The organism is Marinomonas arctica, from assembly GCF_003259225.1.
GTDB lineage: Bacteria > Pseudomonadota > Gammaproteobacteria > Pseudomonadales > Marinomonadaceae > Marinomonas > Marinomonas arctica.
This window is the reverse complement of sequence record NZ_QHJF01000010.1, coordinates 127,622-149,974: the sequence shown is the minus strand read 5'-3', so window position 1 is coordinate 149,974 and position 22,353 is coordinate 127,622. Positions and strand designations below refer to the sequence as shown.

Below are 22,353 nucleotides of genomic sequence, written 5' to 3'. Positions count from 1 at the left end.
ATGGTTTCCTCTAATCGATAAATCGTGTGACTTTCACAGATGCATTCGGTGTTGTTTGATAGCTGGCGCAGCGTGTCTTAATGACACTCAGTTGATCCATGGCGCTAGAACAGGCATAGCCAAAGCGCTCACGAACACGATTGCTCGCCGCGTTAAGCGCCGTTTCACTGGTCGTCAAAAATTCGCTTAATGGGTAATCCTTTCCCGCACTAAAGTGCTCTTTAATGACACTGGATGGGGAGTAACAGGCTTCGGTTTTGCCATCCGGCCAAACCACTTCAAATTGCACTACAGGCATAACACCCTCTCTTCTTCACGCGAATCTTGCTTATCTTGTCGAAAGCCCAAAAAGGCCGCTTGTTCAAAGTCCCAAAAGGTGACGTTTTGACCTTCGTCTATCACCTCAATGGAAGGTCGTTCTGTCACATGACCCATCGCGGCGGCATGAATGTCTCGGCTTTGAAAAAGCGCCACCACGTCATCCACCTTGTCAACTGGGCAAGTCATGACAAAACCAAAGCTGGGAAAGGCACATAGCCAGTCTGACCAACTCACTTGATCGGGTTTTGGAATCTGCCTTAAAAACACATCTGCGCCTTTTTGCGAGCAATCCATAAACATGGCTAAGGTGCCCAACAACCCAGCTTGACTGATGTCTTTACAGCCTGTTATCCAGCCTTTTTCAGCCAATAGCGGCAGTAATTCAAGGTCGTCTCGCAAGCGTTCAGCGGGGGCGTTCGTCGTAGCATTCCAATTAAGATACGGCGCGCGAAAAGCCCCTCTTTGATCCATGGCAACCACAATGGCATCCCCTGTGTTGGCATCGAAACTGGTTAACACTTGATTGGCATGCCCCAAAATCGAAACAGCTAACTGTGTGGTTTTGCTGTTATGGCTGGTATGACCACCCACAACAGGCACGCCATAAGTCGTAGATGCGGCGTTCATACCAGCAAAAATTTGCGCACTGACTTCGTCCTGCGCGCTCCACAAGGCATTCACCACCGCTTTTGCTCGACCGCCCATGGCGGCAATATCACTGACGTTGACCATAACGCCACACCAACCAGCAAACCAAGGATCCTGTGCGACAAAATCAGGCAGAAAGCCCTCTATCGCAAACAAGTCATAGCCGTTGGCGCTTTTCAGCACCGCCGTATCATCGCCATTTGAAAAACCCGACTCATTACGTTTTTCAAATGAAGAGATAACCGGCGCCAACGCCACCTTTGATGTCACACCGGGATAGTTGCGAACGATTTCAATGAGTTGTTGAAGCATAGGACGCCTCCCCAACACCGTGCGCTAAATCGGATTTGATTAGATTGGGTTCTAGGCCCAATAAATACGGGCTAACTTCTGTGTCTTTAACTGGACGACCAGAGACCCAAAAACCCAAGGATGGCTGGCTCAATGGTGGATAATGCTCAAGATCGGCCTGCATTTTGGCGTGCTTCATGCCATGAATATCTTGATACCCTGTCGTTGCCCAATGCAGCCGCTTAAACAGCACTTCGTTCTGCTCTTGCACCGTGGCTAAAAAGGTATGACAACCTAAGGTATTGGCGCTGGACACAGCAAGGCGAATCAAACTCGCGCCCAACACACCTTGGCGACGAAAGGCTTTTTTTACCGCCAAACGCGACCCCCACCAGAACCCCGGCTCAGGTTGATGAATCCGCACTGTGCCCACCACTTCTTCTGGCATCCCTAAGATTGACGTGGTGACAATCAATGGCTGCGCGATCAGATCAATATCGTCTCGATCATGCTCTTGGAACAGTCCCTGCTCTTCGCAAAATACTTCGCGGCGAATGCGATTGGCTTGTTCAATTTCCCAGGCATTGGTCGCCCATTTCACTTGGAATACACGACCTTGTTTAGGCTGAGACATCGGCAGCCTCCTTTTCAAATCGAGAAAGAGACGAGCAAGCACCACAGCGTGCGCAACCAGCTTTCACCTTGTCAGAAGTCATATCGAGGTTCACTAATTCTTGCGCCAAAGGACGCAATACTGCTTCCATAAACGACGCCGTTGGCGCAGGACGATCTTCTAACGGCGTACCGGAAATTGGCACAAAAGGCACCACAAAGGGATAAACGCCCATAGCAACCAACTTGCGACAGGTGTCGATGATGGTTTCTTCCGTGTCACCAAGGCCTGCCAAAATATAAGTGCTCACTTGCCCTCGCCCAAACACGGCGACGGCGTCTTCAAACGCTTGGAAATACTCTTCCAAAGACACTTCCGATTTACCCGGTGTGATGGTTTTGCGTAACTCGGGCGTAATCACTTCTAAATGCATGCCGAAGGAATCAATGCCCGCGTCTTTCATACGCTGATACCAAATCGGATCTTTTGGTGGCTCGCACTGACCTTGAATGGGCACATCAATTACAGCTTTAATGCCTTTAGCGCTTTCACACATGACTTTCGCCCCGCGATCAGCACCAGCGGGCGTGCCTGTGGTCATGACAATATGCTTGATGCCGTCCAATTCCACTGCGGCTTTTGCCACTTCGGCTAATTGTTCCGGAGTTTTGTGAGCAATGGTGCGCCCTGCCCGCAACGATTGACCAATGGAACAAAACTGACACGCTTTACGGCGGCTTTCGTAACGAATGCACGTTTGTAATACCGTAGTGGCGAGCACATCGGTGCTGTGCAAGGTGGCAATATGTGAATAGGGAATGCCATCAGCAGTGGATAATTTGTAAAACTCAGGGTCTTTGGCAAAAGTCACATCGGCCAGCGGAATACTGTTCGATAACAATTGAGAGACTGGCTTATTTTGCGTTGTATCGGTTACCTTGCCCATATTTTCATCAGACACGGTAAATGGTGATGCCCATGCCGTTTGGGTATAAATCGGCACCATTAACGTCGTGCCATCCACTGTGATCGCTTGATGATCGGATGGACCCGCACCACCACGGCGGCTAACGTGCTCCTGATCCAACGAGGTCAGACGCAAGCCTTTGGTTTGTAACTCAGTTAGGAATTGAGATGCTTTCATTTTGAGTTGTGTCGTCATGTGACTCTCCTCCATTGAATGATTCTGGTAACACTGAGGTACGAAAAGTGTCCGGCACAGACTCAGGCAAGCCTGCAACGTACCGGGATACTTGAGCATTCATATGTAAGCTCAAAAGCTCAGGGCGTGCGTAATGTCCAACAGAATCCATCATACGCTTACGCTTATCGATCAAACGGAAATCCAAATCTGCGTAGATAAAACCTTCACCTTGAGTCATAGGTGGAACAAGATGTTTGCCTTCTGGCGAAATGATCGCGGTATTACAACCATCTCTTAGGGCTTTTTGCATGGCTGGATCTGGAGTGATGCTTTGAATTTGTGCCTCTGTGAGCCAGCCGGTGGAATTAATCACGAAACAACCAGACTCTAAAGCATGATGACGAATAGTAACGTCCATTTGCTCGCCAAAGATCGGCCCCACTAACGATCCCGGAAATTGCGCGCAATGAATTTGCTCGTGTTGCGCCATTAACGAATAACGAGCCAATGGGTTGTAATGCTCCCAACAAGCTAAGGCACCGATTCGCCCCACTGCGGAATCAACCACTTTTAAACCAGAAGCGTCACCTTGACCCCAAATCATGCGCTCATGATAAGTCGGTGTAATTTTGCGACGCTTAAGAATCAGCTCGCCGGTTTTATCGAACACCAATTGGGTGTTGTATAAGCTGCCGTTATCGCGCTCATTCACACCGACTACGACTACCATTTGACGCTCTTTGGCTTTGTGACCAATGGCTTCGGTTGTCGCACTCGGCACTACAACGGCTTCTTGATACAAACGCAGATGCTCAGGGCCTTGGCTAACGGGTGGTAGCACAAACGAAAAATAAGGGTAATAAGGCATGAAGGTTTCAGGAAAAACGATGAGCTCTACCCCGCTCTCAGCCGCTTCATCAATCATATTCAGTACTTTGCGCAGCGTACCGGCCAAACTCTCCAAATCAGGAGAAATTTGGACGGCCGCGGCGCGAACGATTGGGTAATCACTCATCGCCGCGGCTCCTATTACATTGTCCAGGTATCAATGATCAACGCATTGTCACGACGATGCAGAAGTTTAAGATCCAATACATCCAATGGATTAATCGGTCTAATCCCTTCAATCAAAGAGCGTTCGCCGTGGCCATAAAGCGCTTGAAGAGCAAAACGACATGCGTAAACTTTCCCGCCTTCTGCCATAAATTTTTTCAACTGATTGTTGAAGTTCATGTGGCCTGGAAACGCTTCGTCCCCCAAAGTAGGAAAACCACGTTGTACACCCAAGTTCACCCCTGGGCCGTAAAGTAGAATGCTGGTTTCGTAGCCTTTACGAAGTAGACGGGTGGCTTGCAGCATGTTCACAAAGCCAATGGAACCTTCAAATGCAACAGTGTGAAAAGTCACTAAGGCTTTCTCACCCGCTTCCGCTTTCACGTCTTCAAAGACTTTTTCTTCGTAATCCACTAGGAAATCACCATCTTTGTTTAGTGTGTGTGTTACTTCTGGCATGTTTTCTCTCCAATCAAGTTGTTGTGTAAAAAACCGATGTGTTCAATTTCAACTTGAGTATTGCAACCGGAGTGCCAATGATCGCAAGAAAAAAAGCAATCAATGTGCGATAAAGCAAAACATGATTGAAAAAATTCACGAGAAAATTTTTAAAAAATCGATAAAACAGGTTTTAACCTAGATCTAACTTAACTTCTGCTTCGCACTATAAAGTTTCATAATGCTCAAACAGTCACCAATTGAGTGCAAAAAATGAACATAAAACAACGCTCAATCCATAAACGGAGAGGGAAAAGATTAGAAAAATGTGGAAAAATCAGGAAGAGAAATGAAAAAGGCAGATTCACAGTACCTGCCTTGGAATGCGCTATTGTTGATTAAACTATTTTTGAAACACCACACCGGACTTTGGGCGCTCGTCCACCGTAAGTTCAAAAATGTCTGGGCGCGAATAATGACCACATACATCTAAGTCATAACGAGCTTTAGAAATATCCGCAAGATCAATCAACGCGCTAAGCAAACCTTCTTTATCTTGCAATGGGCCAGCGAGAACATTGCCCATAGGATCGACAATAATACTGCCACCGCGAATTAGACGGCGTTGATTATCCCAATGAGGAACATCAATACCAAGTACTTCTGGCGAAGGCTGAATCTGACACGCACTCACCACAAAACAACGACCTTCGTGACCAATATGGCGCATGGAACTTTGCCAAATATCTCGCTCATCAACCGTTGGCGCGCACCAAATATCCACGCCTTTGGCATACATGGCAGCACGCAATAACGGCATATGGTTTTCCCAACAGATAGCTCCCCCCAATCGCCCTGCATGGCTTTCTACCACAGGTAAGGTCGAACCATCGCCCTGCCCCCAAATAAGACGCTCCGTTCCGGTGGGCATGAGTTTACGGTGTTTCGCTTCTAGGCCTTTCTCTGGCGTAAAGTACAAAGACGTACAATAAAGTGTGCTGCCACTGCGTTCAATCACACCAATGACAATGACGGCTTTGGTTCTTGCAGATAACCCAGCCAAAGCATCGGTTTCTTCGCCTGGTACAGTCACGGCGTTATCGAAATAAGCGGCAAATGTCTCACGGCCTTCATCGATTCGATAACCTAGGTAAGTACCAAAGGTTTCTCCTTTAGGATAACCACCGAGCAAGGCTTCCGGCATCACCACCAGCTTGGATTGAGAGGCAATAATTTGCTCTTCAAACGATAAGATATGCTCTAAAGTACGAGCTTTGCCCTCAGGATGAGAGCCAATTTGTAATGCGGAAATGGTAAACGCAGTCATATATTACTCCTTGGTATAAAGTTAGTTGGCAGATTGATTGCATAATAAAATCCAATCAATTCATTCACCTTAAAGAACCAACTATGTCGACATCACTTCTGGCCACTTGGAAAAAAGAACTCGATAACAAAGGCAAATACCCTGCCTACAAACGCATTGCCGAACTGATTAACGAAAACATCGAATCAGGAAAACTGCAACCACAAGATAAGCTGCCACCTATGCGCGATCTTGCTGAAGCCTTAGGGATTAATTACTCAACCGCTTCTCGCGCCTATAGCGAAGCGAAAAAGCGTGGACTCATCGACACTACCACAGGCTCTGGCAGTTTTGTCAAAGGCAAAGTTCCTGCAATAAAACCCAGCCTAGCGCCTTATGAGATGACCATGAATATGGCCATTGAACCAGCTATTCCTACCCTAATTGAAGAGATTAAAGACGGCGCGTTAAGCAGCATTGCCTCGGCAGGCTTATTAAGCAGTATTCGTTACCAAGATTTTGGTGGTAGCCCAGAAACCAAACAATGCTTTTTAGGATTAATAAAACGACGCGTGATAAATGCGACCTTAGATCGAGTGGTTTCTTGCCCTGGCATCCACAGTGGTTTAGTCGCTTTGGTCACTCAGTTATGCAGTAATCAGCAAATTATTTGTGTCGATAGCCTTACTTATCCAGGCATTAAGACCATCGCGGCTCAACTTGGCAAAACTCTATTTTCCTTGGAAAGAGACAATGATGGACCATTGGTAAATGCCTTTGAAGACGCTTGCAAAACCCACGATGTCGCCGCGCTGTATATCAACCCAACCATGCAAAATCCAACCTCGACCAGCATTTCAAAAAGTCGCCGAGAAGCGTTAGCAGACGTCGCTTTACGCTTTAGCATTCCAATAATCGAAGACGATGCTTATGGTTTAATCAGCCATGATTCGGCTCCTACCTTTGCGACGCTTGCACCAGAATTAACATATTATATCAATGGCTTATCTAAGTGCTTTGGTCCCGGAATGCGAACCGGCTTTATATTGTGCCCAACGCATCGTAAGGCCGAATACACAGCCGGCGCGTTACGCTCCTTGAATGTAATGGAAAACCCGATTATGCATGTCATTGTCTGTCGATGGATAAACGAAGGAACGTTAGATCACATGATCCAAGCAATAAAAAGAGAAGCCAATGCTCGTCAAGTGATGATCAAAGAGACGTTAAAAACACACAGCGTATCGATGGAAGAAAACGCCTTTCATTTTTGGATAAAACTGCCTAAACACCTAGGTTGGAACCCATCAGATTTGGCTACAAAGCTTCGTTCATTAGGGGTTAATGCGGTTTCTGGCGCGGCATTTGCCACAGACAACAACCCACCACTAGCGTTAAGAATTTGCTTTGGAGGTCCATCCTCAAGACAACATTGCCAAGAACAAATGACCATTTTATCCGAGCTACTCAACCAGCCTGCGCACTTAGCCAGAGTCATGTCTTAAAAAAGGGAGCGAGTTGAGCGCTCCCTTTCTAAAATCCAAAGGCTTTATTTCAAAGAAGCCTAAGCCTTTATTTGGCTTCCATTCCAGCCAAAGTCATACCAAAGCGTATAATCGTCGCCACCACTAAAAGTGAGCCAACGCCAAGCGCCCAAAAAATCAATAACCATTTAAATTGATGAAGACTTTTTTTCATCGTACTGTCCTCCAAACTAATTTCAGAAAAGGCTGACTCGCTGTAAAACACCAGCCCTTTTGTTATCTGCTTTCTAGTGATAACCGTCGGTATCTACCACTTTTCCACGAAACACTCGATAAGACCAAAAGGTATAAATCAAGATGACAGGCAAAATAAACACCACGCCGACTAAAGTAAATTTAAGGCTAGACGTTGGTGCCGCGGCCTGATAAATAGTAATGCTCGGTGGAATAATGTTTGGCCAAAGGCTGACACACAACCCCAAATACCCCAAAAACAACATGCATAAAGTACAAATGAAAGCGCGATATTCTTCTTTGGAATGCGCAGCCCCCATCAGCAAAAAAGCAAATGTAGCCGTGAAAATCGGCAAAGGTGCCAAATATATAATGTTCGACAAGTTAAACCATAAATCACGTACGCTTTCGTTAATCATTGGCGTGTAAATGCTGATGATAAACATACAAGCCGCAAGCAACAGAGTTAATGGCTTAATAAGTGCGCGCATTTTTTTCTGTAAACCATGCTCTGTTTTAATAACCAACCAGGTTACACCGAGCAATCCATAAGCAAACAGCAAACTAAAGCCGGTGAACAGGCTAAATGGACTCAACCAATCAAGTCCACCACCAGCGAACTCGCCATTTTCTACCTGAAAGCCAAGAATCACAGCGCCCATTGCCACACCCTGAGCAAAGGTGGCCATTAAAGAACCAACAAAGAATAGCTTGTCCCACATTGGACGATGAGACTCCGTGGCTTTAAAGCGAAACTCAAAGGCGACGCCACGCAAAATCAAACCAAATAACATCAGCAAAATCGGCCCATATAAGGCAGACAAAATCACCGAATACGCCATAGGAAACGCGGCTAATAAGCCAGCGCCACCCAATACAAGCCAAGTTTCGTTGCCATCCCAGACGGGGGCAACCGAGTTCACCATAATATCTCGTTCATGTTTGTCTTTAATAAAAGGAAACAGCAAGCCAATCCCTAAGTCAAAGCCATCTAAGAACACGTACATCATCAAACCAAAGCCGATGACAAAGGCCCAAATAGTCGGTAAATCAAAATGCATGACACTGTCTCCTAAATTTCTACGCCATCAGCGGCAGATAGCGGACGGGCGGGGCGTTTATTCAAATGTTCATCGTCTTCAAGTGTATAATCGTCTGCTGGGCCTTTGGTAATCAGCGCTAACATGTAACGCACGCCTACACCAAAAACACAAAGATACACCAACACAAAAATTAGCAACGACAAACTCATGGCAGTAACGCTATTGGGCGAGCCGGCATCCACAGTGCGTTGCAAACCATAAACTACCCAAGGCTGACGGCCTGTTTCTGTGACAAACCAGCCTGTAAGCATGGCGATTAGACCAGATGGGCCCATGGCAACACAGAAGCGCAGAAACCATCTTTTTTCGTAGATTTTGCCCTTTTTACGTAGCATCAATGCGGTAACAGCCAGCACAATCATCAAGATGCCAAGCGCCACCATAATACGAAAACTAAAGAAGACCACTGGCACATAAGGACGATCTTCCGGTGCGACAGAAGTGAGCGATGGAATATCCCCATCCAAAGAATGAGTCAAAATCAAACTGGCAAGATTCGGAATCTCAATCGCAAAATCGTTTCTTTCCTTTTCCATATTCGGCCAACCAAACAAGACCAGCGGAACGCCTTCACCTTTTTCGGTTTGATGCCAATGCCCTTCCATAGCGGCCACTTTAATTGGCTGATGCTCTAAAGTGTTTAAGCCATGTTGATCACCAACTATAACTTGCAAAGGCGCCGAAATAAGCAGCATCCACATTGCCATGGACAACATTTTTTTCGCGGCTGTTACATGCGTGCCTTTCAGCAAATGCCACGCGCCAGAAGCAGCGACCAACAAAGCAGTTGCTAGAAAGGCAGCCAAGCCCATGTGAACTAAACGATAAGGAAAAGAAGGGTTAAAAATGATCTCGAACCAATCGACTGGTACAACTCGGCCGTCAACAATATCGTAACCTTGAGGGGTTTGCATCCAACTGTTAGACGCCAAAATCCAAGTCATCGAGATTAAGGTTCCAATAGCGACCAATATAGTGGAGGCAAAATGTAGCTTTTTGCCGACTTTTTTCCAGCCAAACAACATAACGCCCAAAAAGCCAGCTTCAAGGAAAAAAGCTGTCATCACTTCATAACTCAGTAATGGACCGGTAATAGCCCCTGCGAAGTTTGAAAACTGGCTCCAGTTGGTGCCAAATTGATACGCCATCACAATGCCAGAAACAACGCCCATGGCGAAGTTAACCGCGAATATTTTCATCCAAAATCGGCATAAAGTCATGTAAATCGGCTTTCTGGTATACAACCACAAGCCTTCTAATACCGCCAAATAACTGGCGAGACCAATCGTAATAGCGGGAAAAATAATATGGAACGAGACGGTGAACGCGAATTGTATTCGCGCCAAATCAATAGCATTTAAATCAATCATTGTGCCCTGCCTATCTTTTACGCTACCAGAAAGCAAAATCGAAAAATAATTACCTTGCAGAGTGTAAGGCTTAAATAAATACATAACAGGCACAATAAATTAATTTAGAATAGGCACAGATACATTATTAGGGGTGCAACCATGAGTCAGTTTAAATACCTAGAGCTGGAACACTTGTTACGCAAGGACATTAGAGCCAACCATTTTTTACCCAGCGGAAAGCTTCCTTCTGTCCGAGAGCTATGCCAGAACTTGGGCTTTTCTAAAGCCACGGTGTTACATGCCTTACATCGACTCGAAGCAGAAGGGCTGATCTTTTCTAAGCCAAAATCAGGTTACTTTGTCAAAACAGTTACACCAAATGATCGACTCTCGCCAAAACGTATTAACCCACCCGCCGCGCCCAGAGACGTAACTGTCCCTGCCATTTTAAAAGACATCATGACGCGCAGTGCCGCCTTTGATATTTTGCCAACGGCTGGCGCTACCAATGATGCGAATCACCTAATCACTTTAAACCGACACTTAAGCAAAGCACTGCGCTCCAGACCCACTCAAAAAGCGCTTTACTACAACGACTCAAGCGGTGACATGCGCTTAAAAGACGCCATTGTGACTCACTATCGCCACCGTAGTTTGAATCAAGATCCATCACAGGTTTGCATTACTGGTGGTTGCCAACACGCCTTATTCATTTCCCTCATGGCAACATGCTCACCTGGTGATACTGTGGCCGTGGAATCTCCCGCATTTTATGGCGTACTGCAAATCATGGAACAACTCAAACTGAAAATTATCGAGGTCGCTGCTGACCCAGAAGAAGGTTTGAGCGTTGACGATTTGGCCGAAAAAATAACAGAGTGGCCAATAAAAGCCTGTATTGTGTCCCCAAATTATGCCACGCCCACTGGGGCATTTATGCCAGAAAAAGCACGCCGAGCGCTCATCAATCTAGCGGTCGAAAAAGATTTTTGCATCATAGAGGATGATATTTATGGGGATTTGGCTTTTCCGCCTTTTACTGCAGAACCCTTAAAAAAATTCGATCCTAACGGACAAGTTATTCTATGTGGTTCCTTCTCGAAAAGTTTATCACGAGATTTAAGGATTGGTTGGGTATTTGGTGGCAAATGGCACGACAAGATTACTCAATTGAAACTGGTTACCCAGCTATCCTCAAGCGAATCCATTCAGCAAGGGCTGGCGACATTTTTAGAAGAAGGTCATTACCGCCGCTACCTTGCTCAACAGGTCAATACGCTAAAGCAACAACAAAGAGAACTGATGATGTTATTAGATATCCATTGGAGTGACAACATTCGCTACACCCATGCCCAAGGCGGCATTTCTATGTGGATAGAATTAGATGAATCCATCAATACACAACGCAGTTATAACAAAGTATTAGAGCAAGGCGTGATTATGACACCCGGCTCACTTTTCTCGGCATCGGGTCAATATAAAAACTTTTTACGTTTAAGTTATATCCACCCGTTAACCGAACAAAGACAAGCCGCTGTCAAAAAGCTGTTTAGCGTACTACTTGGATAGGCTTTTTTAAACATAAAACCTAGCGACGAACCCGTTTATATAGCGGGTTCGGTTGCGATACGCTGCCACTATAAGTGACGGACAAACCTTTGACGCCTTTCGCCGCATCGTGTGGATCTTTGCCTTCTTTAATGGCAAAACTGTCGAAACCGCATTGACGCATTAGGCTCAATTGATCTCTTAGTACATCACCAAAGGCACGTAAATCCCCCTGATAATTTAACCGCTTACGCAATAAATACGCCGTCGAGTAGCCCCGCCCATCTTTAAAATCAGCGAAGAAAACACAGATAAACGATAACTTATCGATCTCGCCTTTTAATTCCATTGGATCATCATCAACGTCAATCCAAACGGCCGATGAGGCATTGTCACCTCGCTCAACTCGCGCTAACCAAGCTTTCATCGGTAAGATTTGATGGGGCTTAAGTGAGTCACAACCCTCTTCTAAAATGACCCAATCATCGGATTTATTAATCGTCATATCATTAGACTGAATACGGATAATATTCTTCATACTAAACTCCTACTGACTCATAAGCGGCCATCTTGAATGGTTCCAAACCAATACGTAAAAAGGTCTCATGAAACGTTTCTCTGTCATTTCGATTCGCTAGATACGCATTGGTTATGTTTTTAACCACTCTTGGCAGCGCGTCTTCACTCACCGCAGGACCAATCACTTTGCCGATTTGACTGTCTTTGCCTTGTGCTCCGCCAACGGTAATTTGGTAATAATCTTCGCCTGATTTATTCAGCCCTAGAATGCCGATATTACCAATATGGTGATGGGCGCAGGCATTAATACACCCAGATAAGTTAATACTGATATCACCAACTTCTAGTTGCTCTTCAATGCTGTAAACCTCAGCCACTTTTTTGGCGACGGGAAAAGAATGTGCTGTTGCCAAGTTACAATAACTCGCCCCTGGGCAAACAATCATATCGCTCACTAAACCCACATTCGGTAAAGCCAAACCCACTTCACATAAACTTAACCAGACATTGAAAAGATGCTTTTTCGGGATATCAGGCAGCACCACGTTTTGTTCGTGAGCAATGCGAATCACACCAAACCCATAAAGATCAGCAAGATCGGCTATACGCTGCATTTGCTCAGCATTCAAATCGCCTGGCGTGTTGGTAGGAAACTTGGTAGAAATCGCCACAGACGCATAACCACTGACTTTATGAGGTTTCACGCTGCGTGATACCCAAGCAGAAAACTCATCGTTACTTGCTATATGATTGCCGTATTTAAGATCGGTATCATCTAAAGTTTTGTAAAGTGGCGACAAGAACTGAGAAGCCACGCGGCTTAATTCATCATCGGTGAGCGTAGAAAAACTCTCACGAATTTGCAGCCATTCGGCTTCCACTTCTTCACGAAAAGCATCTACACCTAATGAATGTATAAGAATTTTAATACGTGCTTTGTATTTATTATCTCGTCGTCCATAACGATTAAAAACTCGAAGAACTGCCTCTATATAAGACAATACTTCCGACCAATGCAGATCGTCTTTTACCGCTTTATTCAAGAAAGGCGTACGACCTAGTCCTCCACCAACCATAACCTGAAAACGCAATGTTTCTTCTTCGTCACGATACAAATACAAACCAATATCGTGCATACGAACCGCCGCACGGTCTTCCTTGCTGGAACTAACCGCAATTTTGAATTTGCGAGGCAAGAACAAAAACTCAGGGTTTACTGTCGCCCATTGACGAATAATCTCAGCAAAAATACGCGGGTCATATTCTTCATCGGGAGCAACGCCCGCATAAGCTTCGGTAGTCACATTACGCACACAGTTACCCGATGTTTGAATAGCATGCATATCAATAGATGCCAAATGCGCTAAAATATCTGGCGTATCAGCTAGCTCAATCCAGTTGAATTGAATATTTTGACGAGTAGTAAAGTGCCCATAACCACGGTCAAATTCGTTGGCAATGAACGCTAAACCTCGCATTTGATCACTGGATAACGCACCATAGGGAATAGCGATGCGCATCATATAAGCGTGTTTTTGCAAATACAGTCCGTTTTGCAAACGCAATGGCAAAAACTCGTCTTCCGTTAATTCGCCGCTCATCCGACGCGCCACTTGATCGCGAAACTCTTCTACGCGCTCGTTAACCAACGCCCTATCATATTCATCGTATCGATACATTGATGCCAACCTCCTCAATAACAGATTTTTTGAAGAAAAGTATCAGCAATACATTGTCTCTAATAGGACAAGAAAAAAGAAAAATCATCGGTACAGATTTAAACAACAAATAAAGAAACGACTTAACATAGGGATTACTTTAATTGTATGAACTTCCTAAACTTTACCTACATCTTTCTTGAGTAAGCATGAAAGCGGAATCGATGAACCGTTTTTAGACAAAACAGTTCATTTTTTTGAAAGACGAAATGTAGACACATGAAAAAACTCATAAAAAGTTTTTTAGGAGGTGTCCCAATTTTGTCCCATGAAGAAAAAATGTGTTGTATAGACCCAAAGAAAAATGAAGTTTATTTTCTTATAAAGCCAGTAAATACAAGGATTACAGAGTTGGTGATCATTATCAAAATGGTACGCCCGAGAGGATTTGAACCTCCGACCTTCGCCTCCGGAGGGCGACGCTCTATCCAGCTGAGCTACGGGCGCATTAGGGTTGTCTGACGGGGATATGTTTGCATGGAGCAAAGTAGGCCAGAACAAATTTGAGTGCGTATTCTAAAGGAAATCCCTCAGGATTCCAGTGCTTAATACAATAATGTTAGCTCAAAGTGTTGATATTCTGTTTTTGCGCTAAGATTTCGGACGACGACCGAGTCTATGGTCGCTGTCCGATGGTGTTTTCGCCATGATTAGCCAATGGCGTGCATTTCTTTGACGACAAATTCGTTTACTAGGTCATCCGCTAGGGCAATGTAGGCTTTGATGTGCGCACTTTCCATGTGGTCATGCCAGACGTCGTAGCCTGTCCAACGCTCTAAAAACACAAAGACATTTGGATCTTGGTTATCTTGATGTAGGTCGTACTGCAAACACCCCGCTTCAGCTCGAGTTGGCGCGACCAAGTCTAATAAAGCGTTTTTTAAGGGTTCCGCTTTACCTGTTTTCGCAGTGATGGTGGCCACTAAAGTGAGCACATTTTCCATTGTCATTCTCCATTACAGTACCAGACTGTTTTACAACGTGTGTATTGTCATTGCCTAACCATGACCGAATAGTCATCTGTCAGTACGGTTTTATCGTATAATGATTTGGCTGTTAAGTCCTTAATCGAAAGAAGGAAGTACCGTGTTTTTTATCAGTCTGTTGCGTTCTTATTGGCCTCTTGCTCTATCGTTTGGCGTTTGTTTTCTCGCGCTCTTGCCCTTACATAGTCAAGCCTCTGGGGAAACAAACACCACAGCACAACCCTATTCTGGTCGCCCAGTGACGCAGATTTATAACACTTATTGTATTGCTTGCCATGTCAATGGCGTTGCGGGGGCGCCGCGTATAGGTCATGCCGAAGAGTGGCAGCCACGTATTGATAAAGGCATAGACACGCTTCTGGCGAACGCCATTAAAGGCTTCAATGCGATGCCTCCTCGAGGAATTTGCTCAAACTGTAGCGACGAGGAGCTACGACACACCATTCTGTACATGATTGATCAAAGCCAATAGCTGATGGCTAACTACGCGTCTTTCTGCTTGGCTTTCTGCTGGGCATTCCGTTATGAATTCAGCATGGCTTTTAATGCCGATAAAGACGCGAGGCCACGTTCTTTTTTCGCGCTTTCACCTTCGTCACCGCGCCCTTCCCAGACCAAGTCTTCTTCTGGCAATTCGTCTAAGAATCGGCTCGGCATGCAGTCGATTTCTTCACCATACTGACGGCGTTTGGCCGCTAAGGTGATGCATAAGGTTTTTTTCGCTCGGGTGATGCCTACGTAAGCCAAACGGCGCTCTTCTTCAATGTCGTCGTTTTCAATGCTGTTTCTGTGCGGTAAAAGTTCTTCTTCGCAGCCGATTAAGAAAACGTGAGGGTACTCTAAGCCTTTGGAAGCATGCAGTGTTAACAGCTGAACCTTGTCTTCGTCTTCCTCTTCTTCTTGGCGTTCTAACATGTCGATTAATAACAGTTTACTGATGGCTTGATCCAAGCCTGCGCTTTCGTCCTCTTCCCAAGCAGACTCCATCATGCGCTGGATAGAGTCCAGCAGGAAACGCACGTTTTCAATACGACGTTCCGCCGCTTTTGTCGATGAGGTTTGTTCCTGAATCCAACTGTAGTAATCCATATCATGGATCATTTGCTCTATCACAGGCACAGGCGACGCACCGCCTTCTAAACGCTTACGTAATGTAGAGAGCCAACGTTCAAAATCTTGTAAGCTTTTTAATGAGCGCCCAGTAATACTGTCTTCTAATTCTTTATAGCCCGACGCTTCGAACAGGCTGACACCGCGCTCGGTGGCAAGGTTGCCGACTTTTTCTAACGTGGCTGGGCCAATTTCTCGACGCGGTAAGTTAACAATGCGTAAAAATGCGTTGTCGTCTAATGGGTTGACCAAAAGACGTAAATAGCCCATTAAGTCTTTGATTTCGGCGCGGGAGAAAAAAGACGTGCCGCCGTTCATCTTGTAGGGAATGCGATAGGCTTGCAGTTTGATTTCCAATAGTCGTGCTTGGTGGTTACCACGATACAGGATGGCAAAATCTCGATACGGAATATCATGACGTAGATGTCGAGATTGGATTTCTGCCGCAACACGTTCGGATTCAGCGTCTTCGTTACGTGTCACCATGATACGGATCGGGTCGCCCTCTTCGTGATCACTCCACAAAGCTTTGTCGTAAATGTGTGGGTTGTTGGCAATCAAGGTATTGGCGGCTTTGAGGATACGTTTGGTGGAACGATAGTTTTGTTCCAGTTTCACCAGTTTTAAATTGGGGTAATCCACCGACAAACGTTCCAAGTTTTCTGGACGTGCCCCACGCCAGGCGTAAATGGATTGATCGTCATCTCCCACTAGGGTAAAACAGCGACGAAAGCCCGCTAGTAAGCGAATCAATTCATACTGACTGGCGTTGGTGTCTTGGCACTCATCCACCAGCAAGTAGCGTACTTTTTTCTGCCAACGCTCTCGCAAGTCTTCATCGGCCATTAATAAGCTGACGGGCAGTAATATTAAATCGTCAAAGTCTACGGCATTGTATGCGCGTAAATAACGCTGATATTGCACGTAGACCTGTGCCGCTAACAAAAATTCTTCTGTGTCCGCATTGGTGATGGCTTCTTGTGGGGTCGTGAGATCGTTTTTCCAATTGGAAATGGTGTTCTGACAATACGCCGCCGCGTCCATTTGACCATTGAATTCTTTATCCAAAATTTCTTTGACTAAACTGAGCGAGTCTTGGGAGTCAAATAGGGTAAAACCTTCTTTTAGGCCAGCACGACGATATTCTTTGCGAAGAATCCGTAACCCCAAATTGTGGAAAGTCGAAATACTCAAACCTCGGCTTTCTTGCTTTGATAACATGCCAACCACACGCTCTTTCATTTCACGTGCAGCTTTGTTGGTAAAGGTTACTGCAATGATGCTATTGGCTTTAAAGCCACAAGTTTGGATCAAATAGGCGATTTTCGTCGTAATTACACTGGTTTTTCCTGAGCCTGCGCCTGCCAATACCAGCAAAGGGCCATCGATTTGTTTGACGGCATCCAATTGACGTTCGTTTAGATTACGCAGACGTTGGGCTATGGAGAGTAATGGTTCGCTCATGGAAAACTCAGGCTCTGGCTATTAAAAATCAGGCGTAAGTGTACCCGACAATCGCTCGTCTCGCACTGGGATAAAAACCATCAGAGAAAAAACAGAAGTTTAGAATCTAGTAACAACCCCATGAGCACTAAGAAAGCAGAATAAAATCACACTACCTTTACAGTAATCGCGCTTTATTCATCACAATGCCTCACTTAAAATGCTGCGATCAGCATTTGGAAAGGATTCTAATATGGCTTATCGCCTTATTTCTACACCTGAACATATCTCATCTTACGAGCTTCCGATGATAGAAGCGGATATCGCCAATCTCCCCGAAGCAGTTTTACGCGAATTAGCCGACAAAGGGCAATCAAACCAAAGTCTGTTGAATACGCTCAATACAGGCCAATGCTTAGTAGTGTGCGAGCAACCTCGTGTGCCCTTATTTCTAGAAAATAAAGATCGTGAATTTGGAGATCCCGATTGGTTGTTAAACCCCTCAGCATCGACTCAAATTACCTCACACCTATCTCATATTACCTATGCAACGGAAGAGAAAGAGCCCGCTATAGCATCGGGAAGGACTGAAACGTCTGGCGCTGGACTCTATACCTTACATGAAGAGCCCGTTGTCGCCATCCCCCTATCGGAACGTATCGCCAAGCAACGGCAGGAGCGTTATAAGGCTCTGGATGAAGCTGACAATAAACAATACGTACAAGCTCGCTTTTTCTACTGTGCCAATCAAGGCAAGCAAATGAAATATGGTAACTGGACGGGCGAACGTCAACCTGTGGCGGATGTGTCATGGCGCTTATTGCAAGGCGAAAAGGAAATAGCTTCAGGTGTGACTGATCAAAGTGGTGAAGTTTATGTCGATAAACTATTAAACAGTAACGTTTGTGTACTTCACTATAACCTTCCCCAGACAGCACCTCAAAAAATAACGGTCAAAACAAATGACTGCACCTATATCCAGCTGCCTTCTTTTGTTTTAACCCATGTTTACGATGACCTAGAAAACACCCCTGTTCCTGAAACGCCCTTTAATATTACTTTATCTAATAACACGATCATTAGTGGTAAAACCGATAGTAAGGGTCAAGTGGTCATGGGCCCGTTAGAGGCCGATGTGACTCAAGTAGAGTTTTATCCAGAAGACAGTGAAGAAGAAATAGACAGCTCTCTAAAGACATTAAACCAACAACTGGAAGATCAACTTGCCCTGTATGCGGAAGCCTTAGCAGAGGATATTGTTAGCGAATACGCTCCAAGTCATATGGAGCCAACGGCTGAAGAAACAGAAGAACAAGCTAGGATAGAACAAATCCGAACGGATTTTGAAAAGGCCGTCGCGGATAAAATTAACGAACTGAAGCAACAGGCGGCGGAATTCGACGGACAAACTTGGTATCAAAAAACATGGGATATCGCCTTGGCGGCAGGTGAAGGTGGCATGAACGGCGTCACCGAGTATCTACCTGACCTAGGGTCTTTCGGTGAACTCCTAGATAAGATGCAATTAGACGTACCGCCACAAGTTGTCATTAAAGCCTTAGCAACAGGCGATGTAGATGAACTAGAACGAGCCTTTCAACAATGGCAAGCCAGAGCGGGAGATGACTATGCCGAAGCCTCTGCTCAGATGGAAATGGTGCTAATTCTACTGAAAGACAGCCATGTACGAGAGACACTGTTAAGTTTACCGCAACGCTTTTTAGAAGCAGCCCCCACAGATGCCCTTGTCGCAATGACGGCTTCACAAGCCACTCAAACAGGGATAGATGTCACCGCGGTAAGTGGTGCCACGGCGTTTGGTGCAGCACTCGGTGGTGTGGCAGCCCCTATAACTGGCGGCGTGGCTGTATCCGCAACCCTAGGACGAAAGTCCGCTAAAATAGCCGAACAAATATCCGATACCATCATGTCTTTGTCAGAAGCCTTGGTCAAAAAGCGCAATAAGCGTACGGACTCAATAAATGGCCACAGTAAACACAGCCAAACCCCAAACCAGGGCAAAGAAAAAGACCACGAACCGAAACACTGTCAATGGCAAGACTGCAAAACCAAGCACGATAAAACCATTAAATACGTGAACAACGGACGCACCACCCGACGCTTGGGCTTTAACAAACAGTGGGAAAACGAGCAATTACAACCTTGGTTGTCACAAGGCGCTGGGCAAGCCTTACCAGCACCTTTTCACGACCCAAAACATGACTCGTGGGAATTAGGCTTTAAAGGCTTTATCAGTCCTATTTCCCGACAGCGGATGAAACAGTCTGCGGCCAACCCAAGCGCAGGCAGCCCCTACCCAGTGCAAGGCCACCACCTGATTCCCGTCAGTGTTTTTGGCTCTACACAGTTTAAAAAATTAAGAAAAAATATACGTCTCATTGGCTGGGATGTGAATGATCCGGAAAACGGTATTTTCTTACCTGTCTTGGCACCGGATATATTGCGACATGACCTACAGATACATCGTGGGCCACATCCTAATGATTATCACCAAGCAGTTGAGTTGGAATTAGAAAAAATAACAGAAAAATGCTTAAACTATTGTAAAACAGGTAATCAAAATCAGCTAAAGAAACAATTAAATAGCTTATCAGAAGATATTAAAGAATTTATTGAAGATTGGGATCAAAAATATTTATTACGTGGAGATAGTATGCAAATCAAGAAAACTCTTCAAAAAATACAAAAAGGAGAGGAAAAATGAAGTATTGGATACTTTGGCCCACAAAAGAAGGTTTACGAGTACTTGCCGATATAAAAATAGATTACTTCAATCAAAAAACATATGTAGATAGTACTCATAAAGAAAGTGAAATAATCGGAGATTTAAATGTAGATTATCCACTGTTTTCAGGCATAGCAGGCCAAGTATTCAGTCAGCGTCTAATTAACGAAATTGCCAAGTTCAACCCAGAAGGGGTGATATTTCAACCTATTACATTAAAGCTGCCAGACGGCTCGTTTAATCATACTTGGTGCAAAATCGTCGTTTCTGCTCATGTAGATTGCATTGATTTTAAGTCTTCTACATTAAAAATGGATGAAGATGGCTCCATACGACGAATTAAGAAATTAGTATTAAATGAAGAAAAAGCAGACCGTGCCGGCTACGACATCTTTCGTCTGCACGATGAGTTCCCCCGAATTGTAATAAGCGACCGCATTAAACAGGCGATTGAATCGGTGAACCCAACTGGTATTTGTTTTGAACCCACCGATGGCAGTGACCCAGACTGGTGCTGATTCCAAATATTCCCTTCTTACCACACGAGACCATACTATTATGAGCACAAAAAACACCTTTTGGCGCTGGGAAAAAATGCCAGTGGTTAATGAATTAACGGTAAGAACCATCACGGTTTTTGACCGTGATCGAGACATAGTCATACTAAAGCCCAATGACGATATGGATGCTGGACCTTATCTAGAAGGCGAGATTCATACCGATCAACTCAATGTGATGTTCGATGACGAACTTGTGTTACACGCACGCTTTACGGAATGCTTCGAGGACAAACAAGACCGAGATGTCACTGTAAGGCCGGTAGAGTTTCACCTAAACGACGAGCAACAAGACACAGAAAGCTGGATTCACATCTCCATCGTGGGACGTGTATTGGCTATAGACTATCAAGCCTCGGCCTATACAGTGGATGACGATAACAGCATCAAAAGCATTGAGCATTTAGTCTTGGATCATGCCAATATCGAACGCTCAGGCATGCACATCTTTCGTATCTATGGTTTTGAAGATTGGATCCTAGTCAGCGACACCTTAAAACAACAGCTGCAAACCATGAACATCAGCGGCATGCGGTTTTTGCCAGTTTAGTTTTTGATATAAAAATAGCATGGACGAACGCATCACCCGACGCTTGGGCTTTAACAGACAGTGGGAAAACGAGCAATTACAACCTTGGTTGTCACAAGGGACAGGGCAAGCCTTGCCAACCCCTTTTCATGACCCAAAACATGACGCGTGGGAATTAGGCTTTAAAGGCTTTATTAGCCCTGTTTCCCGACAGCGGATGAAACAGTCAGCGGCCAACCCAAGCGCAGGTAGCCCCTACCCTGTGCAAGGCCATCACCTGATTCCGGTTAGTGTTTTTGGTTCTACACAGTTTAAAAAATTAAGAAAAAATATACGTCTCATTGGCTGGGATGTGAATGATCCGGAAAACGGTATTTTCTTACCTGTCTTGGCACCGGATATGCTACGACATAACCTACAAATGCACCGTGGGCCGCATCCAAATGATTACCACCAAGCAGTTGAGCTGGAGTTAGAACAGATAGCAGAAAAGTGCTTAGACTATTGTAAAACAGGAAATCAAAAGCAGCTAATAAAACAGATAAATAAGTTATCAAAACGCATTGCTTCAAAAATACAAAATTGGGATCCTGATTACTTATTGCGTGAAGATAGTATAGAGGTCAAAAAATCTCTCAATAAAATGCTAGCCGGAGAAAAATAAATGAAATATTGGATGCCTTGGCCCAAAAAAGAAGGGTTACGAATACTTGCCGATATAAAAATAGATTACTTCAATCAAAAAACATATGTAGATAGTACTCATAAAGACAGTGAAATAATCGGAGATTTAAATGTAGATTATCCACTATTTTCAGGCATAGCAGGACAAGTATTTAGTCAGCGACTAATTAACAAAATCGCCAAATTCGACCCAGAAGGAGTAACATTTCAACCTATTAAGTTAAAGCTACCAGATGGTTCAGTTAATAATAACTGGTGCAAAATCGTCGTATCTGCTCATGTTGATTGTATTGACTTTAAACGATCTGAATTAGACTTAGATGAGGAGACTGGTTTGATCGATTTTGTCGATAAACTGGTTTTAAATGAAGAAAAAGCAGACCGTGCCGGATACGACATCTTTCGTTTGCATGGACGCTTTACCTCTATTGTTGTGAGCGACCGCATTAAACAAGCCATTGAATCCGTGAACCCTATCGGCATCCGATTTAAACCCACCGATGGCAGTGACCCAGACTGGTATTGA

At 44.9% G+C, this 22,353-nt stretch carries 22 protein-coding genes and 1 tRNA gene; 8 read left to right on the top strand and 15 right to left on the bottom strand.

What is annotated here, in order from left to right; genetic code table 11:
* Positions 1-10: 10 nt before the first annotated feature.
* From DK187_RS07840 to DK187_RS07810, 7 genes are all read right to left on the bottom strand, one after another.
* Positions 11-298: an MSMEG_0570 family nitrogen starvation response protein gene (locus tag DK187_RS07840; protein WP_111606789.1), complete on the bottom strand. Its 288-nt coding sequence runs from the start codon at positions 296-298 to the stop codon at positions 11-13.
* Positions 289-1,281 carry a sll0787 family AIR synthase-like protein gene (locus DK187_RS07835; RefSeq protein WP_111606788.1) on the bottom strand — a complete coding sequence of 331 codons (993 nt, stop codon included), beginning with the start codon at positions 1,279-1,281 and terminating at the stop codon, positions 289-291. The genes DK187_RS07840 and DK187_RS07835 overlap by 10 nt, the downstream gene beginning before the upstream one ends.
* Complete coding sequence (locus DK187_RS07830) at positions 1,262-1,894, bottom strand: MSMEG_0567/Sll0786 family nitrogen starvation N-acetyltransferase (protein ID WP_111606787.1); 633 nt, start codon at positions 1,892-1,894, stop codon at positions 1,262-1,264. Before DK187_RS07830 ends, DK187_RS07835 begins: the two co-directional genes overlap by 20 nt.
* Positions 1,881-3,035 carry an MSMEG_0568 family radical SAM protein gene (locus DK187_RS07825; RefSeq protein WP_111606786.1) on the bottom strand — a complete coding sequence of 385 codons (1,155 nt, stop codon included), beginning with the start codon at positions 3,033-3,035 and terminating at the stop codon, positions 1,881-1,883. The genes DK187_RS07830 and DK187_RS07825 overlap by 14 nt, the downstream gene beginning before the upstream one ends.
* A complete protein-coding gene (locus tag DK187_RS07820) occupies positions 2,992-4,032 on the bottom strand; it encodes a Nit6803 family nitrilase (RefSeq protein WP_111606785.1) in 1,041 nt (346 codons plus the stop codon). Before DK187_RS07820 ends, DK187_RS07825 begins: the two co-directional genes overlap by 44 nt.
* 14 nt (positions 4,033-4,046) lie before the next feature.
* Positions 4,047-4,529: an MSMEG_0572/Sll0783 family nitrogen starvation response protein gene (locus DK187_RS07815; protein WP_100188205.1), complete on the bottom strand. Its 483-nt coding sequence runs from the start codon at positions 4,527-4,529 to the stop codon at positions 4,047-4,049.
* Between the two features lie 382 nt (positions 4,530-4,911).
* Positions 4,912-5,835 (bottom strand): carbon-nitrogen hydrolase family protein, encoded by a 924-nt coding sequence (locus DK187_RS07810; RefSeq protein WP_111606784.1) that lies wholly within the window; start codon positions 5,833-5,835, stop codon positions 4,912-4,914.
* An 83-nt stretch (positions 5,836-5,918) separates the two neighbouring features.
* Here DK187_RS07810 and DK187_RS07805 point away from each other — a divergent pair, with 83 nt between their 5' ends.
* On the top strand, positions 5,919-7,319 hold the full coding sequence (locus DK187_RS07805) for an aminotransferase-like domain-containing protein (protein ID WP_111606783.1): 1,401 nt from the start codon (positions 5,919-5,921) through the stop codon (positions 7,317-7,319).
* 67 nt (positions 7,320-7,386) lie between these two features.
* Here the strand turns inward: DK187_RS07805 and DK187_RS07800 are convergent, their stop codons facing one another.
* The 3 genes from DK187_RS07800 to DK187_RS07790 all read right to left on the bottom strand — a co-directional run bounded on the left by DK187_RS07800 (position 7,387) and on the right by DK187_RS07790 (position 10,005).
* A complete protein-coding gene (locus tag DK187_RS07800; RefSeq protein WP_111606782.1) occupies positions 7,387-7,512 on the bottom strand; it encodes a DUF2474 family protein in 126 nt (41 codons plus the stop codon).
* A 73-nt stretch (positions 7,513-7,585) separates the two neighbouring features.
* Positions 7,586-8,593 carry a cytochrome d ubiquinol oxidase subunit II gene (gene cydB / locus DK187_RS07795; protein WP_111606781.1) on the bottom strand — a complete coding sequence of 336 codons (1,008 nt, stop codon included), beginning with the start codon at positions 8,591-8,593 and terminating at the stop codon, positions 7,586-7,588.
* Positions 8,594-8,604: 11 nt separating this feature from the next.
* Positions 8,605-10,005, bottom strand: coding sequence for a cytochrome ubiquinol oxidase subunit I (locus DK187_RS07790; protein ID WP_111606845.1), 1,401 nt, complete (start codon positions 10,003-10,005; stop codon positions 8,605-8,607).
* A gap of 141 nt (positions 10,006-10,146) precedes the next feature.
* Here DK187_RS07790 and DK187_RS07785 point away from each other — a divergent pair, with 141 nt between their 5' ends.
* Positions 10,147-11,556 carry an aminotransferase-like domain-containing protein gene (locus tag DK187_RS07785; protein WP_111606780.1) on the top strand — a complete coding sequence of 470 codons (1,410 nt, stop codon included), beginning with the start codon at positions 10,147-10,149 and terminating at the stop codon, positions 11,554-11,556.
* Between the two features lie 19 nt (positions 11,557-11,575).
* Here DK187_RS07785 and DK187_RS07780 read toward each other — a convergent pair whose 3' ends face one another.
* The 4 genes from DK187_RS07780 to DK187_RS07765 form a co-directional block, all read right to left on the bottom strand.
* Positions 11,576-12,073 (bottom strand): DUF934 domain-containing protein, encoded by a 498-nt coding sequence (locus DK187_RS07780; RefSeq protein WP_111606779.1) that lies wholly within the window; start codon positions 12,071-12,073, stop codon positions 11,576-11,578.
* A gap of 1 nt (position 12,074) precedes the next feature.
* Positions 12,075-13,733 (bottom strand): nitrite/sulfite reductase, encoded by a 1,659-nt coding sequence (locus DK187_RS07775; RefSeq protein WP_111606778.1) that lies wholly within the window; start codon positions 13,731-13,733, stop codon positions 12,075-12,077.
* A gap of 409 nt (positions 13,734-14,142) precedes the next feature.
* Positions 14,143-14,219 (bottom strand) — tRNA-Arg (locus DK187_RS07770).
* Positions 14,220-14,422: 203 nt separating this feature from the next.
* Complete coding sequence (locus DK187_RS07765; protein ID WP_111606777.1) at positions 14,423-14,716, bottom strand: putative quinol monooxygenase; 294 nt, start codon at positions 14,714-14,716, stop codon at positions 14,423-14,425.
* Between the two features lie 142 nt (positions 14,717-14,858).
* Between DK187_RS07765 and DK187_RS07760 the strand changes: the two genes are divergently transcribed.
* The gene (locus DK187_RS07760) at positions 14,859-15,230 is read left to right on the top strand and encodes a c-type cytochrome (RefSeq protein WP_111606776.1); all 372 of its coding nucleotides are present in this window, start codon (positions 14,859-14,861) and stop codon (positions 15,228-15,230) included.
* A gap of 50 nt (positions 15,231-15,280) precedes the next feature.
* Here DK187_RS07760 and rep read toward each other — a convergent pair whose 3' ends face one another.
* A complete protein-coding gene (gene rep, locus DK187_RS07755; RefSeq protein WP_111606775.1) occupies positions 15,281-17,332 on the bottom strand; it encodes a DNA helicase Rep in 2,052 nt (683 codons plus the stop codon).
* A gap of 232 nt (positions 17,333-17,564) precedes the next feature.
* Here rep and DK187_RS07750 point away from each other — a divergent pair, with 232 nt between their 5' ends.
* From DK187_RS07750 to DK187_RS07730, 5 genes are read left to right on the top strand one after another with little or no spacing between them, the layout of a single operon-like run.
* A complete protein-coding gene (locus tag DK187_RS07750) occupies positions 17,565-20,036 on the top strand; it encodes an AHH domain-containing protein (RefSeq protein ID WP_162623482.1) in 2,472 nt (823 codons plus the stop codon).
* Positions 20,033-20,575: an imm11 family protein gene (locus DK187_RS07745; RefSeq protein ID WP_111606773.1), complete on the top strand. Its 543-nt coding sequence runs from the start codon at positions 20,033-20,035 to the stop codon at positions 20,573-20,575. The genes DK187_RS07750 and DK187_RS07745 overlap by 4 nt, the downstream gene beginning before the upstream one ends.
* A gap of 40 nt (positions 20,576-20,615) precedes the next feature.
* Positions 20,616-21,164, top strand: coding sequence for an imm11 family protein (locus tag DK187_RS07740; protein ID WP_111606772.1), 549 nt, complete (start codon positions 20,616-20,618; stop codon positions 21,162-21,164).
* A gap of 19 nt (positions 21,165-21,183) precedes the next feature.
* Positions 21,184-21,807 carry an AHH domain-containing protein gene (locus tag DK187_RS07735; RefSeq protein WP_111606771.1) on the top strand — a complete coding sequence of 208 codons (624 nt, stop codon included), beginning with the start codon at positions 21,184-21,186 and terminating at the stop codon, positions 21,805-21,807.
* The gene (locus DK187_RS07730; RefSeq protein WP_111606770.1) at positions 21,808-22,353 is read left to right on the top strand and encodes an imm11 family protein; all 546 of its coding nucleotides are present in this window, start codon (positions 21,808-21,810) and stop codon (positions 22,351-22,353) included.

Bases quoted from the DNA above. Each gene is read 5' to 3' on its own strand.
- DK187_RS07840 (WP_111606789.1), bottom strand. From the start codon at position 298: ATGCCTGTAGTGCAATTTGAAGTGGTTTGGCCGGATGGCAAAACCGAA.
- DK187_RS07835 (WP_111606788.1), bottom strand. From the start codon at position 1,281: ATGCTTCAACAACTCATTGAAATCGTTCGCAACTATCCCGGTGTGACA.
- DK187_RS07830 (WP_111606787.1), bottom strand. From the start codon at position 1,894: ATGTCTCAGCCTAAACAAGGTCGTGTATTCCAAGTGAAATGGGCGACC.
- DK187_RS07825 (WP_111606786.1), bottom strand. From the start codon at position 3,035: ATGACGACACAACTCAAAATGAAAGCATCTCAATTCCTAACTGAGTTA.
- DK187_RS07820 (WP_111606785.1), bottom strand. From the start codon at position 4,032: ATGAGTGATTACCCAATCGTTCGCGCCGCGGCCGTCCAAATTTCTCCT.
- DK187_RS07815 (WP_100188205.1), bottom strand. From the start codon at position 4,529: ATGCCAGAAGTAACACACACACTAAACAAAGATGGTGATTTCCTAGTG.
- DK187_RS07810 (WP_111606784.1), bottom strand. From the start codon at position 5,835: ATGACTGCGTTTACCATTTCCGCATTACAAATTGGCTCTCATCCTGAG.
- DK187_RS07805 (WP_111606783.1), top strand. From the start codon at position 5,919: ATGTCGACATCACTTCTGGCCACTTGGAAAAAAGAACTCGATAACAAA.
- DK187_RS07800 (WP_111606782.1), bottom strand. From the start codon at position 7,512: ATGAAAAAAAGTCTTCATCAATTTAAATGGTTATTGATTTTTTGGGCG.
- cydB (WP_111606781.1), bottom strand. From the start codon at position 8,593: ATGCATTTTGATTTACCGACTATTTGGGCCTTTGTCATCGGCTTTGGT.
- DK187_RS07790 (WP_111606845.1), bottom strand. From the start codon at position 10,005: ATGATTGATTTAAATGCTATTGATTTGGCGCGAATACAATTCGCGTTC.
- DK187_RS07785 (WP_111606780.1), top strand. From the start codon at position 10,147: ATGAGTCAGTTTAAATACCTAGAGCTGGAACACTTGTTACGCAAGGAC.
- DK187_RS07780 (WP_111606779.1), bottom strand. From the start codon at position 12,073: ATGAAGAATATTATCCGTATTCAGTCTAATGATATGACGATTAATAAA.
- DK187_RS07775 (WP_111606778.1), bottom strand. From the start codon at position 13,733: ATGTATCGATACGATGAATATGATAGGGCGTTGGTTAACGAGCGCGTA.
- DK187_RS07765 (WP_111606777.1), bottom strand. From the start codon at position 14,716: ATGGAAAATGTGCTCACTTTAGTGGCCACCATCACTGCGAAAACAGGT.
- rep (WP_111606775.1), bottom strand. From the start codon at position 17,332: ATGAGCGAACCATTACTCTCCATAGCCCAACGTCTGCGTAATCTAAAC.
- DK187_RS07750 (WP_162623482.1), top strand. From the start codon at position 17,565: ATGGCTTATCGCCTTATTTCTACACCTGAACATATCTCATCTTACGAG.
- DK187_RS07745 (WP_111606773.1), top strand. From the start codon at position 20,033: ATGAAGTATTGGATACTTTGGCCCACAAAAGAAGGTTTACGAGTACTT.
- DK187_RS07740 (WP_111606772.1), top strand. From the start codon at position 20,616: ATGAGCACAAAAAACACCTTTTGGCGCTGGGAAAAAATGCCAGTGGTT.
- DK187_RS07735 (WP_111606771.1), top strand. From the start codon at position 21,184: ATGGACGAACGCATCACCCGACGCTTGGGCTTTAACAGACAGTGGGAA.
- DK187_RS07730 (WP_111606770.1), top strand. From the start codon at position 21,808: ATGAAATATTGGATGCCTTGGCCCAAAAAAGAAGGGTTACGAATACTT.